At 69.9% G+C, this 15,977-nt stretch carries 14 protein-coding genes; 10 read left to right on the forward strand and 4 right to left on the reverse strand.

The annotated features are described in order from the left end of the window. The 5 genes from FE633_RS01630 (at position 1) to FE633_RS48015 (ending at position 6,403) form a co-directional block, all read left to right on the forward strand. Complete coding sequence (locus tag FE633_RS01630; protein ID WP_212747146.1) at positions 1-1,299, forward strand: branched-chain amino acid ABC transporter permease; 1,299 nt, start codon at positions 1-3, stop codon at positions 1,297-1,299. Further along, the gene (locus FE633_RS01635; protein ID WP_119099526.1) at positions 1,296-2,117 is read left to right on the forward strand and encodes an ABC transporter ATP-binding protein; all 822 of its coding nucleotides are present in this window, start codon (positions 1,296-1,298) and stop codon (positions 2,115-2,117) included. Before FE633_RS01630 ends, FE633_RS01635 begins: the two co-directional genes overlap by 4 nt. Continuing rightward, positions 2,114-2,857, forward strand: a complete 744-nt coding sequence (locus tag FE633_RS01640) for an ABC transporter ATP-binding protein (RefSeq protein WP_246113359.1) — start codon at positions 2,114-2,116, stop codon at positions 2,855-2,857. Before FE633_RS01635 ends, FE633_RS01640 begins: the two co-directional genes overlap by 4 nt. 160 nt (positions 2,858-3,017) lie before the next feature. Continuing rightward, positions 3,018-4,340, forward strand: coding sequence for an NAD(P)/FAD-dependent oxidoreductase (locus FE633_RS01645; RefSeq protein WP_246113360.1), 1,323 nt, complete (start codon positions 3,018-3,020; stop codon positions 4,338-4,340). Positions 4,341-4,354: 14 nt separating this feature from the next. After that, complete coding sequence (locus tag FE633_RS48015; protein WP_246113361.1) at positions 4,355-6,403, forward strand: EamA family transporter; 2,049 nt, start codon at positions 4,355-4,357, stop codon at positions 6,401-6,403. A gap of 107 nt (positions 6,404-6,510) precedes the next feature. On the opposite strand, the gene FE633_RS01655 is transcribed toward FE633_RS48015, so the two are convergent. From FE633_RS01655 to FE633_RS01670, 4 genes are all read right to left on the reverse strand, one after another. After that, the gene (locus FE633_RS01655; RefSeq protein WP_138043189.1) at positions 6,511-7,239 is read right to left on the reverse strand and encodes an SDR family NAD(P)-dependent oxidoreductase; all 729 of its coding nucleotides are present in this window, start codon (positions 7,237-7,239) and stop codon (positions 6,511-6,513) included. Beyond that, entirely contained in the window at positions 7,217-7,963 is a 747-nt protein-coding gene (locus FE633_RS01660; RefSeq protein WP_138043190.1) for an SDR family NAD(P)-dependent oxidoreductase, read from the reverse strand. Before FE633_RS01660 ends, FE633_RS01655 begins: the two co-directional genes overlap by 23 nt. Then, positions 7,960-9,234: a flavin-containing monooxygenase gene (locus tag FE633_RS01665; protein ID WP_138043191.1), complete on the reverse strand. Its 1,275-nt coding sequence runs from the start codon at positions 9,232-9,234 to the stop codon at positions 7,960-7,962. The genes FE633_RS01660 and FE633_RS01665 overlap by 4 nt, the downstream gene beginning before the upstream one ends. 266 nt (positions 9,235-9,500) lie before the next feature. Continuing rightward, entirely contained in the window at positions 9,501-10,946 is a 1,446-nt protein-coding gene (locus FE633_RS01670; RefSeq protein ID WP_138043192.1) for a sulfatase family protein, read from the reverse strand. A 395-nt stretch (positions 10,947-11,341) separates the two neighbouring features. Here FE633_RS01670 and FE633_RS49655 point away from each other — a divergent pair, with 395 nt between their 5' ends. From FE633_RS49655 to FE633_RS01695, 5 genes are all read left to right on the forward strand, one after another. Further along, complete coding sequence (locus FE633_RS49655; RefSeq protein WP_353962852.1) at positions 11,342-11,419, forward strand: putative leader peptide; 78 nt, start codon at positions 11,342-11,344, stop codon at positions 11,417-11,419. A 205-nt stretch (positions 11,420-11,624) separates the two neighbouring features. Beyond that, a complete protein-coding gene (sfnG, locus tag FE633_RS01680) occupies positions 11,625-12,746 on the forward strand; it encodes a dimethylsulfone monooxygenase SfnG (protein ID WP_138043193.1) in 1,122 nt (373 codons plus the stop codon). A gap of 226 nt (positions 12,747-12,972) precedes the next feature. Then, entirely contained in the window at positions 12,973-13,527 is a 555-nt protein-coding gene (gene ssuE, locus FE633_RS01685) for an NADPH-dependent FMN reductase (RefSeq protein WP_138043194.1), read from the forward strand. A 4-nt stretch (positions 13,528-13,531) separates the two neighbouring features. Then, positions 13,532-14,716 carry an SfnB family sulfur acquisition oxidoreductase gene (locus tag FE633_RS01690; RefSeq protein ID WP_138043195.1) on the forward strand — a complete coding sequence of 395 codons (1,185 nt, stop codon included), beginning with the start codon at positions 13,532-13,534 and terminating at the stop codon, positions 14,714-14,716. A 55-nt stretch (positions 14,717-14,771) separates the two neighbouring features. Continuing rightward, positions 14,772-15,935 (forward strand): LLM class flavin-dependent oxidoreductase, encoded by a 1,164-nt coding sequence (locus FE633_RS01695; protein ID WP_138043196.1) that lies wholly within the window; start codon positions 14,772-14,774, stop codon positions 15,933-15,935. The last annotated feature ends 42 nt before the right edge of the window (positions 15,936-15,977 follow it).

Consider the following 15,977-nt stretch of genomic DNA (forward strand, 5'->3'; position numbering starts at 1 on the left):
ATGGTTTCCGACGTTCCGAGCCGGGTGAGGCGGATGCCGGGCCTGGCCATACCGCACCGCATGCGCTGGCCGCTCGGGTACACCGCGGCAGCGGTCCTGGTGTTCCTGGCGTACTACTACGTGATCCCGAACCTCGGCGCCGACGGCCAGACGTTCTTCCGGAACTGGCTTCCGCTCACCTCGATCAACGAGGCGCTGGTCTGGGTGATCTGCGCCCTCGGTCTGAACATCGTCGTCGGCTACGCCGGCCTGCTGGACCTGGGCTTCGTCGCCTTCTGGGCACTGGGCGGCTACACCGCGGGCTGGTTGATGTCCGGCTTCTTCCACCAGGTGAACGTCCACATCTTCGGTGGGGCGCTGGGAACCGCTTCGGGCATCCACATCAGCTTCTGGCTGGTGCTGCTCATCGGAGCGGCGTTCTGCGCGGTGTGGGGCGTGATCATCGGCGCGCCCACGCTGCGCCTGAAGAGTGACTACCTCGCCCTGGTGACGCTCGGCTTCGGCGAGATCATCCCGCAGGTCTTCACCAACGGTGACAACATCGGCGGCTTCAACCTGACGAACGGCTCCAAGGGCATCACCCCGGTCGACCCGATCGGCATCGGCTCCACCCGCCTCGGGCCCTTCGACCTGGTGTGGAAGTACCTGATCTTCGTGCTGATCGCGGCCGTCGTCGTCTTCATCACGCTGCGACTGCGCGACGGCAGGCTGGGCCGCGCCTGGCTGGCCATCCGCGAGGACGAGCTCGCCGCGAGCATGATGGGCGTCCCGCTCATGCGCACCAAGCTCTCGGCCTACGCCGTCGGCGCGGTGGCGGGCGGCCTGGCCGGCGTCGCCTTCGCCACGCATGTCGGAGGCGTCCTGCCGGACCGGTTCAACTTCTCGATCTCCATCACCCTGCTGGCGATGGTCGTACTCGGCGGGATGGGCAACGTCTGGGGGGTCATGCTGGGAGCTCTCGTCCTCGCCTGGGTCAACTCGACCGGCCTGCCGCAGTTCGGGACGTCCTTCAACGAGGAGTTCGGGACGAACATCAACTTCCCCTCGTACAACTATCTGCTGTTCGGCGGCATCCTCGTCCTGATGATGCTGTTCCGGCGCGAGGGCATCCTGCCCGAGTCGCGGACCAGGCTGGTACTGCACGAACCCAGCCGCACCGACATGGAGTCGCTGGGCGCCGACATGGAAGCGCCCGCTCCCGAGTTGGACGAAGACGAATCGCTCAAGACCGCCGTCGCCGAAGGACCGGTCATCGCCGACGAAACGGGAACGGGAACGGGAATGGGGGAGAAGGTATGACGACGAGTCCGCAGACAGACGCATCGCTGGACGCGGGGACGGTGAAACTGCACGCCGACCGCATCACCGTGAAGTTCGGCGGCCTGGTCGCCGTCAACGACGTGAGCTTCACCATTCCCGGGCAGTCGGTGGTCAGCCTGATCGGGCCCAACGGGGCGGGCAAGACGACGTTCTTCAACGTGCTCACCGGCCTGTACCGGGCGACCAGCGGTCGGGTGGTCCTGGGCGAGACGGACATCACCAACCTCGTCCCGCACCGGATCGCCGCCCTCGGCATGGCCCGTACGTTCCAGAACATCCGGCTCTTCGGTCTGATGACGGCCGAGGAGAACGTCAAGGTCGCCATGCACTCCAAGCTGCACTCGGGGCCCTTCCACACCATCGTGCGCACCCCCCGCCAGCGCCGCGAGGAGCGCAAAGCCCAGGAGATGGCACGGGAGTTGCTGGAGTTCGTCGGCATCGGCAAGGTCGCCAACGAGTACGCGCGCAACCTCTCCTACGGCGACCAGCGGCGGTTGGAGGTCGCACGGGCACTCGCGCTCGAGCCGAGCATCCTGCTCCTCGACGAACCGACCGCCGGCATGAACCCCCAGGAGTCCGGCCGGTTCACCCAGTTCGTCCACCGGGTGCGTGACGAGAAGGACCTCTCGGTCCTGCTCATCGAGCACGACATGAGCGTCGTCATGCAGGTCTCCGACCGGATCACCGTGCTCGACAGAGGAGAGAAGATCGCCGAAGGCAGCCCGGACGACATCAGGTCCGACACCCGGGTCATCGAGGCGTATCTCGGCAAGTCCGGAAGGGACAAGACCACATGAGCGGCGCAGGCGGCGTGATCGAGACGCGCGAACCGATGCTCGAACTCGACGAGATCCACGTCTACTACGGCAACATCGCCGCGGTGAAGGGCCTGTCGCTGACCGTCTACCCCGGCGAGATCGTCACCCTGATCGGCTCGAACGGCGCGGGCAAGTCCACCACCCTGCGGGCGATCTCCGGCCTGCTGCCGGTGCGTCGCGGCACCATGACCTTCCTGGGCCGGCAGCTCAACGGCGTGCCCGATCACGAAGTCGTGAGACGCGGCATCGCCCACTCGCCGGAGGGCCGGCGGATCTTCCCCCGGATGACCGTCGACGAGAATCTCGACATGGGCGCGTTCCTGCGCAAGGACAAGGAAGCGATCTCCGAGGACCGGGAGATGATCCTCGAACTCTTCCCCCGGCTCCGGGAACGCCTCGACCAGAAGGCGGGCACCATGTCCGGTGGTGAGCAGCAGATGCTCGCCGTGGGGCGGGCGATGATGGCCAGGCCGCAACTGCTCCTGCTCGACGAGCCCTCCATGGGTCTCGCCCCGGTGCTCGTCGACGTCATCTTCGAAACGATCGCCCGGATCCGCGAGCAGGGCACCACGGTGCTGCTCGTGGAACAGAACGCGCTGGCCGCACTCGATGTCGCGGACCGCGCCTACGTCCTGGAATCAGGCTCTCTGAAACTCCACGGTCCCGCGGACGAACTGGCCGAGGACCAGGAGATCGTCAAGGCTTACCTCGGCGGCTGATTCCGACCGTACGAAGGCGTGCGATCGGGTCACTGAATCACCCCGGGTGCACGGGTGCGTCCGTATGACGTGACGCGCTTTGCGCGCCCGGGGTGCCGCTGCCTCGGGGACGCCAGGCGCAACCGCGGGCACAAGGCATGAAGTCGGAGGGGACGCGGCAGTGACGAGTGTGGTGGTTGCCGGGGCCGGGATGATCGGACTCGCCGCGGCGTACCGCCTGGCCGGGGACGGGCATGCGGTCACGGTCGTCGAGGCGGCGAGCCGTGCGGGATCGGGGGCCTCCTCGCACAATGCGGGGTGGATCACACCGGCCTTGTCGACGCCGGTGCCGGGGCCCGGCATGGTGCCGCAGGCCCTGCGCTGGATGCTGCGCAACGACAGCCCGCTCTACATCCGGCCGAGTCCCGACCCCGCGCATCTGCGTTTCCTCCTGCGCATGCTCCGGTACTGCAACCACCGCGACTTCCAGCACGGGGCCGAGGCGCTGGCCACGCTCAACTCCCGGACCACGGAACTGCTGGACGCCTACGAAAGCGACGGCGTCGCATTCGAGCATCACCGTGCGGGGCTGCTGCAGGCCTTCCGGACACGAGAGGCGATGCGGCACCACGCCGCGGACGCCACGTTCCCCGGGCTCTCCGGCGACGAGGTCAGAGACCTCGAACCCGCCCTGGGCGAGCAGGTCCAGGGCGGGATCCTGTACCCGGAGGAACGGCACGTCGACCCCGCGTCGCTGGCCGCCGGCCTGGAAACCGCCTGCCGCGGACGCGGCGTCCGCTTCCGGTACGACAGCCCGGTGACCGCGGTCAGGGGCCGCGGCTCCGCCGTGTCGGCGTTGGTGGCCGGGGAAGAGGACATCGAGGGCGAGGTGTTCCTGCTCGCGGCCGGGGTGCGGACGGCCGGGCTGTCCCGGCTGGCGGGCTGCCCACTGCCGATCCGGGCGGGCAAGGGGTACGGGTTCGACGACACGAGCGGGTCCGTGCCGCTGCGGCACGCCGTCTATCTCAGCGAGGCCAGGGTGGCGCTCACCCCGCTCGCCGGCCGGGTGCGGTTCGCCGGAACGATGGAACTCGGTAGTGCGGAAGGCACCGTTGACGCACATCGCCTGCGCGGCATCGTGCGCTCCGCCGGCACGTATCTGAAGGGCGGGTATCCGAAGGGTGGTTATCCGCAGGGCGCGTGTCCGGAGGGTGGTTATCCGCAAGGCGGGGCGCCCGCCTCTCCGCCGCGAGCCTGGACCGGGTCGCGGCCGATGACCCCCGACGGCCTGCCGGTCGTCGGTCCGCTCCCCGGACGGGACAACGTCCTCGTGGCGAGCGGTCACGCGATGCTCGGCGTCACCCTGGCACCCGCCACCGCGGAGCTCATCACCGCGATGGTGAACGCGGGCACGGGCGCCGACGCGCTGCCGGACGCCGCCCGGCCGTTCCTGCCGGACCGACTGGTGACCCGGTACCGGCGGCCCGGCGCGCGGACCACGTGAACGCGATACCGCGTATGACGCGATCGCAGCGACTCGGCGTGCTGATGGGAACCGCCTCCGCCGTCCTGGTCGGCGTGTCCTTCGTGGCGAGCAGCCTGATGGCGCACTACCCGTTCCTGGGCGGGCAGTCGGTGCGGTACGCCCTCGGATTCCTGGTGCTGGCCGTGCTCTGTGCCCGGCGGGGATGGGCACCGGTCCGCCGGCTCACCCTCCGGCTGTGGGCGCGGCTCGCTCTGGTGACGGCGGGGGGCCTGGTGGGGTTCAACGTGGCGGTGCTCAACGCCGAGCGCACCGCCGAGCCCGCCGTTCCCAGCGTCGTGGTGGGGTGCACACCGGTCGTGGTGGCGATACTGGCGCCGCTGATGGAATCACGGCGCCCCTCGGGCCGGGTTGCCTGCGGAGCGCTGGTGGTGGCTGCCGGGGCAGCCGTCGTCCAGGGACTGGGGCGGACCGACGCGGCCGGCCTGGTCTGGTCACTGGCGGCGATGAGCGGCGAAGTGGTCATGGCCCTGTTCGTGGTGCCCGTGCTGAGGGCCCTGGGGCCGCTGCTGCTGACGACCTGCGCCTGCGCGATCGCCTCGGTGGAGGCGGCCGTACTGGGGCTCGCCCTGGACGGCCGGGCGTGGGTACGGATGCCCGACGGCGTGGAGGCGGCGGCATTGGCGTGGCAGGTCCTCGCGGTGACGGTCCTGGGAATCGTGCTGTGGTTCGGGGCGATCCACCGCATCGGGGCGGTGGGCATGGCACTGTTGTCCGGGCTGATCCCGGTCTCGGCCGCGCTGACGGCACCGATAGTGGGCACGGGAATCTTCGGTCCCGGACAGTTGCTGGGAAGCCTGCTCGTCGCCGGCGGCGTGGCGCTCGGTGCCTCGTCCGCGGCGGCGGACGCGCCCGGGCAGGTCCCCGTGACGAGGAAGCGAGAGCAGATGCCGGAAGAAGCGCCCGAGGATATGCCCGAAGAAGTGCACGCCGACATGCATGGCGAAGCGCAGAGCGAAGTGCAGGGCGAAGTGCTCGACGAAATGCCGGAAGAAATCCTGTTCCTGTCCCGCAGTCAGGTGGGGGCCCTCTTCGATCCCGACACGGCGATCGACTCCCAGCGCGTGGCCTTCGCCGCCCTGGGCAACGGGACCGCCGAACTGCCGAACAAGATCCACTACTCCAGCCGTTTCGACGGCTCGATCGTATTCTGCTACGCCTCCCGCCTGTCGGCGGACACCGGCGCGGTCAGCAAGTTCGGCAGCGTCAACGAGGGCAACACCGCACGCGGACTGCCCAACATCCACGCCCTGATCACTGTGCTCGACCCTAAGACCGGCCGGCCCGTCGCCGTGATGGACGGGACCACGGTGACGACCCTGCGCACGGCCGCGGGCAGCGCCCTCGCCGTCGACGCTCTCGCTCGCCCGGACGCCACCCGCCTAGCGGTCATCGGCTCCGGCGTACAGGCCCGTGCTCACGTACGCGCCATCGCCCGCGTACGCGCGCTGCGGTCGGTGCGGATCTGGAGCCCCACACCGGAGCACCGCCTGGCCGCCGCAGCCGAACTCGCCGCCGAGCTGGGCATCGAAGGCATCGAAGTGGAGGCCGCCGCCACCGCCGAGGACGCGGTGGCGGACGCACACATCGTCGCCGCGTGCACCCTCAGCGAAGAGCCTGTCGTCCTCGGTGCCTGGCTGCCGAAGGGCTGCACCGTCGTGAGCGTCGGGTCCGTCGAACCCACGCGCTGCGAGACCGATGCGGAGGTACTGCGTCGGGCGAGTGCCGTCGTCGTCGACGACCCCGCCACCGTCGCGCTGCAGTGCGGGCCGGTGGTGACGGCTCTGCGGTCCGGGGACATCGGACGGCAGGATCTCGTTGCCCTGGGCGATGTCGTGGTGGGCCGCGCGGCCGGGCGCATCGATCCCGACGACATCGTGTTCTACGGCAGCGTCGGCCTGGGAGTGCAGGATGCCGCGGCGGCCTGGGCGGTGATCCGCCGGGCACGCCGCGGAGGCCACGCCCCGGCCGACGGCAGCCGTTCCGGGACGGCTCTCCCGCCGCTGGAAAGTACACCCGGGTGAGAGTGAGTATCCGCGCGACGCCTTCCGGGCGGATGCGGAGGCCGAACACCGCCCGACGGCCGACCCGGCAGGCGGCCGACGTGTTCACGTCGTCACGTCGCACGTCGTCAGCGGACGGTGAGACCGCCGCTGACGACAAGGGTTTCGCCAGTCATGTAGGAGCCGTGGCAGAGCGTCCATACCCAGTCGGCGATCTCCTCCGGGCGTGCCGCCCGGCCGAGGGGAATGGTGGCGACGGCCTGCTCGATGCGCCCGCCGGCACGGGTGCCGGGGGTGTCGACCCAGCCCGGCGCGACGGCGTTGACGGTGATGTTGTCGGGGGCGAGCTCCACGCCGAGCGACCGGGTCAGGGTGACGACAGCGGCTTTGGACGCGCTGTAGAGCAGCTGACCTCGGGAGACGGCCAGGGCGTCGATGGAGGCGAAGTTGACGACGGCACCGCCACCGGCGGCGCGCAGCGCCGGCACGGTCTCGGCGATGGTGTTGAGGGTGCCGAGGACGTTCACATCGAAGATGCGGCGGTAGGTGGCCTCGTCGAAGTCGGCCAGACTGGTGGGCGGATAGATCCCGGCCGCGTTGACGACCGCGCGCAAGCCCGTGGCCCCGCCGAGGGCAGTGGACAGGGCACCGCGGTCGGTGATGTCCACGGGGACGGGCCGGAAGGCAGAGCCGAGGTCTCCCGTTGCCTTGCCGAGGGCGTCGGCGTCACGGTCGACGCCGAGGACGGCCCAGCCCTCGGCGAGGAAGCGTTCCGCGACGGCCAGGCCCATTCCGCTGGCCGCGCCCGTGACCAGGGCAGTACGGGGTACACGCTCAGTGGGCGAGGAAGCCGCCATCGATGACCATCTCCGTTCCGGTCGTGAAGGTGGAGTCGTCGGAGGCGAGATGGGCGACCGCACCGGAGATCTCCCGGACGTGGGCCCGACGGCCCATCGGGGTCTGCGGCACCACGCCGCCCTCCTTCTCGTTCTCGTTCATGGGAGTGCTGACCCCGCCGGGACAGATCGCGTTGACCCGGATGCCGTCGGCGGCGAGTTCGAGCGCGGCGGTCCTGGTGAGCGCGACCAGCGCCGCCTTGCTGGCGCAGTACGCGACGTAACCGACGGCCCCGACGATCCCGAAGACCGACGAGACGTTGACGATGGACCCGCCTCCGCTCTCGCGCATCAGCGGTACGACGGCCTGGATGCCCAGCAGCGGGCCGGTGGTGTTGACCGCGAGGGTGGCGTTCCAGTCCTCGATACGCTCTTCGAGCAGCGGGTTCACATGGATGATCCCCGCGTTGTTCACCAGCACGTCCAGGCGGCCGAAGGCGTCCCGGACGACGGTGACGGCCCGCGCCCAGTCCGGCGGCGAACTCACATCGAGGTGGAGGTACTCCACGTCGAGGCCGCGCTGACACAGCCAGGCCGCTTCGGCCTTGCCCACGTCGTCCAGGACGTCGCATGCGAGGACGCGCGCTCCCTCGGCGGCGAGACGTTGGGCATGCGAGGCCCCCTGGCCACGGGCCGCGCCCGTGACGATGGCGGTTCTGCCGCAAAGGCGTGCACTTGTTCTCAACGGGCACGTCCTGTGGCGCTGCGCGTGAGCGGGGCGAGCGCCTTGTGGGTGTCGTCCATCTGCTTCAGCCACACCTTTCGTACGATGTCGATCCGCGCGTCCGGGGTCTGCCGGCCGCTGAAGAAACCGGACAGCGCGACATCATCGCTCTGCTGCAGCTCCAGGAAACGGGCGACGAGCTTCGCCTGGGCCGAGTAGACCGGCAGTTGGGGACCGCGGGGCGCGACGAGGCCGATGAAGAAGAGCCGCTCAAGGCCGACGGGGACGGTGAGCCCGGCGACCCGCAGCGGGTTGCGGTCCTGCCAGGTCAGCAGGCCGGGGTCGAGGAACGGGAACGAGGTCTTGAACCCGGTGGCCCAGACGACGGTGTCGATCTCCGTGGCCGAGGCGTCGGTGAAGTGCACGGTACGGCCGTCGAACCGCTCGATGCCCGGCCGGACGGTGATCCGGCCGTGCTGGATCCAGTACAGCAGCAGGTTGTTGACGACCGGGCGCTGCTTGTTGAGGTTGCGGGTGGCGGGCTCGGGCAGGCCCCGGTAGGCGGTGGGCGGTCCGACAGCGATGTTGATGAGAGCCCGGGTGAGGCGTTCCTGCGCGAAGGAGGGAAGCCTGGCCAGCCAGTGCAGCTCCGCGCGTGGCTTGCCGAACAGCGCCTTGGGCTGGAACACCTGGCCGTGCCGTACGGAGATGTTCGCGTCCAGCCGGGCATGGGCGGCGTCCACCACGAGGTCGCACCCGGAGTTGCCGGCGCCCACCACCAGGACGCGGCGGCCCTCGAGGTCGCCGGTGTTGCGGTAGTTCGCGGAATGGATCTGCTTGCCGGTGAACTCCCCGTCGTAGTCCGGTATGTAGGGGTCGGTCAGGTGACCGTTGGCGACGAGGACCGCGTCGTACTCCCGGATGTCGCCGTCGGACGTCTCGACCGTCCAGCCGTCCCGGCCGGCGGGGCCGACGGGCTTCACCTGCGTCACCTCGGTGCCGAAGCTGATCCGCTCGTGCAGCCCGTGGTGCTCGGCGAAGCTCTCCAGGTAGGCCCGCATCTGGTCTCGGCTGGGATAGACGGGGTAGTCGGCCGGCATGGGGAACCCGTCGAAGCCGGACACGTCGCGCGAGGTGATCAGGTGCAGCGAGTCGTAGTCGGTGTGCCAGTGCCCGCCGACCCGGTCGGTGCGTTCGAAGCAGTCGACGGCGAAGCCGCGGTCGGTGAGGACCTGGAGCGCCGCCAGGCCGGCGGCGCCGGCTCCGATGACGCAGTAGCGCGGTGAAGTCATGGTGAGGCTCCCTCGCTGTCGCCACCTCGATCCATGACGCGAGTATGGGGAACCTTCACCTATCGGTACACCCTCGATTTCCCTTGGCTTCCCAAGGCTGAACCTATGGCTGTCCCCGATCCGTCGCGCTGCTGCCCACCGGCCGGAGCGTCGGCCGCGGCTCCTCGGCGTCGTGCGGGAGCGCTGAATCCGGGCGGAGCGGTCGCCGTTCCTGTGGCTCTTCGAGCGCGAGGTCCTGGCCCCCTGGCCAACCTGCGTGGATGCAGTCAGGCCGCGGAATACGGCAGCAGCCCCGCTGCCGTTCTCTCCCAGGCGGCCTTGAGCTCGGCGAGCAGTTCCGGCCGGTCGGGCGCGAGGTCGGCCTGTTCCCGGGAATCCTGGGAGAGGTTGAACAGGTGGTCCGTGCCGCCCGCGTCCCGGTAGTACTTCCAGTCGCCGCGCCGTAGCGCGCGGTTGGCGCGGACCCGCCAGAACAAGTCGCGCTCACCGAGTTCCTCCCCGCGCAACAGGTATCCGGCCAGGCTGGTTCCGTCCAGCGGGTAGGCCGGGTCCGGCCGGGCGCCGCCGACTTCGAGTAGCGAGGCCGTCCAGTCCGGGGAGAAGTTCGGCTCGTGGCTGACCTGATGCGGGTCGATCCGGGCGGGCCAGCGCAGAATGGTCGGCACCCGGATACCGCCCTCCAGGAGGCCGAACTTCTGCCCACTGAGCGGCCAGTTGTACGAGAACCGCTCACCGCCGTTGTCGCTGGCGAAGAGCACCAGGGTGTTCTCCTCCTGGCCCGAACGCCGCAGCGCCGCCAGCACCTTCCCGACGGCGGCGTCCAGGCTCTGCACCATCTCGGTGTACTTCGCGACCGAGCCGCCGTCGTAGTGGTTCAGCGCCTTGCTGATCTCCGCCTGGCTGTCGGCGGCCCTGATCTTGGCCGCGATCTCGGCTCCGGTCTCCGCGTCGCCTTCGGCGAGCCACGGCCAGTGCGGGGTCGTGAAGTTGAGGTTGAGCAGCCAGGGCTTGGCGTGGTCGCGGCCGACGTACTCCACGGCCCGCTCGGTGAGGACCGTGGTGTAGTAACGCAGGTCCTTGTACGTGGCGTCGCCCTCGTACACGTCGTAGTCGCCGAGCTGCCCCAGTTTGGAGAAGTACTCCAGCACTCCGCCGTGGTTGCCGAAGAACTCGTCCCAGCCGGATTTCGTCGGGCTGTAGTCGGGCAGCCAGCCGCAGTGCCACTTGCCGATCAGCGCGGTGGCGTAACCGGCCGCCCTGAGCAGCGAGGCGAGGGTCGGGTGGTTCGGATCGAGGCCCTGCGTACGGTTGGCAACGGGTTCGGCCAGTCCGCCCTTCGTACGTCCGGGGAAGCGGCCGGTGTAGAGGCTGAACCGGGTGGGGGAGCAGGTCGCCGAGCCGGAGTAGGCGTTGGTGAAGCGCACACCCTGACGGGCGAGGCGGTCGAGGTTCGGGGTCTCGATGTGCGGTGCGCCGTACGACGACAGATCGGCCCACCCCAGGTCGTCGCCGAGGATGACCAGCAGGTTGGGGCGTGGCCCGCCCGAACCGCCGGGACGGGAACGGTACGGCCGCTCCTCGGTGGATCTGTCATTCCGACCGGCCTCGTCGCTCGCGGCGGCCGGCGCGGCGGCGGCCATGCCGGCCGCGCTCAACGTGCCGCCACCGACCAGACCGTGGAACAAGCGGCGGGATATCCCGGAATCGTTCATGGTGATCAACGCTGTACGTCGCCGCCGCCTCGGGCAACGTGTTCCGGCCTGTCCGGACGGGATTTCATGCTCTTTACATGTCGCCGAAACAGAAGCGGCCTGGGCCGGCGGATGCCGGTGCTGTTCGCCCGCGGCGTCGCGCAGCCGGTCGACCGCCTCCAGCACATTGACGATGTGCGGCAGCAGTTCGCGTCCCTCGGCGCTCATCGTGGCGCCGGAGCGCTTGCGTTCCAGGGACCTTTCTATTCGCACCACCGCAGATTGGTGCGGCCACCAAACCCCGTTCAAGGGTTTCCCTGTCACGCCTTCGTGAAAAACACTGGCCCGCGATATGAGACCGGTCGGGTTTTCCTTGACCGCCTGGACCGGTGACTGCCACGATCGGTGCCATGAAGATGCGACTGGACCTCACGCGGCGACGCCATGTCGACCTCGCGCGCGTGTCCAGCGCCTCCTGTTGCCCCGCGGCCTGAACGGCCCCGAGTCCCAGGCACCCGCACGCACGACCGTCTCCCGTCGTGCTGTCGTGCCCGCACCGCACCGCACCGCACCGCCGTTCGGCGGCAGCCGTGCGCCGCGGCTTCCCGTCTGAACGCCTGAATTCGGCGAGCGACGCATTCCCTACCCCTCGCGTCCCGTGAATTCGGCGTATCCGAAAGACCTCAACAGGAGTTCGCCATGCCCGCAGGTCATCTGAAATTCGCCTACTGGGTCCCCAACGTGAGTGGAGGCCTCGTCACCAGCAGGATCGAGCAGCGCACCGACTGGGGCTACGACTACAACCGGGAACTTGCCGTCCTCGCCGAGAACAACGGCTTCGACTACGCGCTCAGCCAGGTCCGCTACATGGCGAGTTACGGCGCCGAGTACCAGCACGAGTCCACTGGCTTCAGCCTCGCCCTGCTCCTCGCCACCCAGCGGCTGAAGGTCATCGCAGCCGTCCACCCCGGCCTCTGGCACCCGGGCGTCCTCGCCAAATTCGGCGCGACCGCCGACCACCTCTCGAACGGCCGCTTCGCGGTGAACGTCGTCAGCGGCTGGTTCAAGGGCGAGTTCACCGCCCTCGGAGAGCCCTGGCTGGAGCACGATGAGCGCTATCGGCGCTCCGAGGAGTTCATCAGCGCCCTGCGGAAGATCTGGACCGAGGACCACGCCGAACTCGCCGGTGACTTCTACCGGGTACGTGACTTCTCCCTCAAGCCCAAGCCCCTCAACACCACGGAGCGCCCGCACCCGGAAATCTTCCAGGGCGGCAACTCCACCGCCGCACGTGCCATGGCCGGCCGGGTGTCCGACTGGTACTTCTCCAACGGCAAGGCCTTCGACGGCGTCACCGAGCAGATCGCCGACGTCCACAAGGCCGCCACGGAAGCGGGCCGTACACCCCCGAAGTTCGGCCTCAACGCCTTCCTCATCGCCCGGGACACCGAGGCCGAGGCCCGTGACACCCTTCGCGAGATCGTCGCGCAGGCCGACACCGAGGCCGTCGAGGGCTTTGGCGCCGCCGTCAAACAGGCGGGCCAGTCCGCCGCCGACGGCAAGGGCATGTGGCAGGACTCCAGCTTCGAGGACCTCGTCCAGTACAACGACGGGTTCCGTACGGGCCTGATCGGCACCCCGGAGCAGATCGCCGAGCGGATCGTCGCCTACAAGCGCCTCGGCGTCGATCTTTTCCTCCTCGGCTTCCTGCACTACCACGAGGAGGTCGAGTACTTCGGCCGCCGGGTGCTGCCTCTCGTCCGCGAGCTGGAGGCCGAACTCCCGCAAGCCGAGATCGGGTCCGTCGCCGCGCACGCCTGACCGCCTCCACTGCTTCCGCACCGCACTGCGAAAGAGGTCATCAAGCATGAGTACCTCCACGCCCACCGACTGGCAGACCCGCCCCGCCCCGCACACCGCTGGGCGGCGCGAGGTCGGCCGCTGGTTCCTGGAGGGTGAACTGCCCGAACCCACCTGGTACTCCTGACAGCTCGCCCCGGGGCGCCCGCACGCGCGGGCGCTCCGGGCTCTTCAGAAATGAGGCCCCATGGCCACCGTCCTGTCCGTCTCCGGCAGCCCCTCCGCCTCCTCCCGCACCGCCCGGCTCCTACGCCACCTGGACGCCCGCCTGGCCGCCGAAGGGCACCAGGTGATCCCCTTCGACATCCGCTCCGTCCCCGCGGAGGCCCTGCTCGGCACCGACTTCCGGCACCCCGCCATCGCCCGGGCCACCGAACTGTTCGAGCGCTCCGACGGCATCGTCATCGGCACGCCCGTCTACAAGGCCGCCTACTCCGGCGTCCTCAAGGCGCTCCTCGACCTGCTCCCGCAGTACGCCCTCACCGGCAAGACCGTGCTGCCGCTCGCCACCGGCGGCACCACCGCGCACGTCCTCGCCATCGACTACGCGCTGCGCCCCGTGCTCAGCTCGATGGGTGCAGCGCACATCGTCCAGGGCTGGTTCACCCTCGACAAGGACATCACCGCGGGCGAGGACGGTACCCTCACGGTCGCGCCGGCCGCCGCCGAGGCACTGACCCAGGTGGTCGACCAATTCTCCGACGCCCTGGGCCGTACCCCGCTCCTGGCCGCGGCGAGCTGACCCCGTGACCGCCAAGATCATCGCTGACGACGTCGAGGCCCTGTCCGTGGCGGCCGCGCTGGCCGACGAGTTCCGCGTCGGAGCCGCGGAACGCGACGCCGAACGCCGACTGCCCCGTGAGGAGCTGGACCGGCTGTCGGCCGCCGGTCTGCTCGCCGTCACTGTGCCCGCCGAGCACGGGGGAGCGGACGTACATCAGGAGAGCCTCGCGGAGATCTTCCGGCTTCTGGCCTCGGCCGACGCCAGCCTCGCCCAGATCCCGCAGAGCCACTTCGTGTACGTCAATGTGATACGCCGTCAGGGAACGCCCGCGCAACGGGAGTTCCTCTTCGGCGAGGTGCTCGCCGGGCGCCGCTTCGGCAACGCCCAGTCGGAGGCGGGCACCCGGCATATCCAGGACATCCGCACCCGGCTGGAACCCGGACCCGATGGCTCGTACGTCCTGACCGGTGTCAAGCACTACTCCACCGGCGCCCTCTTCGCCGACTGGATTCCCGTACTGGCCCGTACCGAGGACGAAACCCTGCACGTCGCGTACGTTCCCCGGGACGCGCCCGGCGTGACGGTCCTCGACGACTGGGACGGGATGGGGCAGCGCACGACGGCCAGCGGGACGGTGCGGCTGGACGGCGTCCGCGTGTCCGCCAACCGGGTCCTCCCGCACCACCTCACGTTTCAGGGCCCGCAACTCCACGGAGCCGTCGCCCAGTTGCTGCACACCGCGATCGACGTGGGCATCGCCGACGGCGCGCTCGCGGAGGCGGCGGAGTTCGTCCGGACGAAGAGTCGTCCCTGGTTCGAGAGCGGGGTCGAGACCGCGGCCGAAGACCCGCTGCTGATCCAGCGATTCGGTGAACTCGCCGTGCAAGTACGGGCGTCGGGGGCGCTACTGCGCGAGGCCGCCCGCACGGTGGACGCGGCGCGCGCCGATCTCACCGACGACTCGGCGGCCGAGGCTTCCATCGCGGTGGCCTCCGCGAAGGCCCACGCGGCGGCCACGGCCGTGGAGGTCGCGGGCGCGCTCTTCGAGGTCTCCGGCACCCGCTCGGCCCTGAACTCCCTGAACCTGCACCGCCATTGGCGCGACGCCCGCACCCACACCCTGCACGACCCCGCCCGCTGGAAGGTCCAGCACATCGGCCGCTACGTGCTGAGCGGCACCAAGCCACCCCGCCATGGGCTGCTCTAGCAGCCCATCGACCCGTCGAAACCGCCCCGGCGGCCAGTCAGAACGGAAACCCCACGTGTCCCTCACCTTCCACTGGTTCCTCCCCACCAACGGCGACAGCCGCCACGTCGTCGGCGGCGGCCACGGCACCCCCGCCACCGAGTCCGGCCGGGACCGGCCGCCGACCGTCGGATACCTCACCCAGATCGCCCGCGCTGCTGAGGACCTCGGCTTTGTCGGCGCGCTCACCCCCACCGGGGCCTGGTGCGAGGACGCCTGGCTGACCACGGCGATGGTCAGCCAGAACACGGAGCGGCTGAAGTTCCTGGTCGCGTTCCGGCCCGGCTTCGTTTCGCCCACGCTCGCCGCGCAGATGGCGTCCACCTTCCAGCGGCAGACCGGCGGACGGTTGCTGCTCAACGTCGTCACCGGCGGGGAGAGCCATGAGCAGCGCGCGTACGGGGACTTCCTCGACAAGGAGGCGCGTTACCACCGTACCGGCGAATTCCTGGAGATCGTCCGGGAGTTGTGGGAGGGCAAGACCGTCGAACTGGCGGGAGAGCACCTCCAGGTCGAGGACGCCAGGCTGGCGCGGGTGCCCGATCCGGTGCCCGAGGTGTACTTCGGGGGATCCTCGGCCATTGCCGGCGAGGTCGCCGCACGGCACGTCGACGTCTACCTCACCTGGGGTGAACCGCCCGCCCAGGTCGCCGAGAAGATCGCCTGGATCCGCTCGCTCGCCGCGCGGCAGGGGCGAACCTTGCGGTTCGGCATCCGCCTGCACGTCATCACCAGGGACACCTCGGAGCAGGCGTGGGCCGAGGCGAACCGGCTGCTCGACGGCTTCGGCCCGGAGACCGTCAGGTCCGTCCAGGCCGGGCTCGCCCGCAGTGAGTCCGAGGGCCAGCAGCGCATGCTCGCCCTGCACGGCGGCGGCCGGGACGGCCTGGAGATCCACCCCAACCTGTGGGCGGGCATCGGTCTGGTGCGCGGCGGCGCGGGCACCGCCCTGGTCGGCAGCCACGAGGAGGTCGCCGAGCGCATCAAGGAGTACCACGCACTCGGCATCGACGAGTTCATCCTCTCCGGTTACCCGCACCTGGAGGAGGCGTACTGGTTCGGCGAGGGCGTGCTGCCACGTCTGGCCGCCCAGGGCCTGTGGGTACACCCGTTCTCCCAGCTCCCCGCGCCCACCGCGCAGGTGCCGTTCGCGAGCCAGGCCGTTTCTTGGAACCGCTGACACAATGGGGTGGCCCGTTGCTGGTTACGCTTCTGGCCTGCT

The sequence above is a fragment of the Streptomyces montanus genome (assembly GCF_005786655.1).
GTDB lineage: Bacteria > Actinomycetota > Actinomycetes > Streptomycetales > Streptomycetaceae > Streptomyces > Streptomyces sporangiiformans.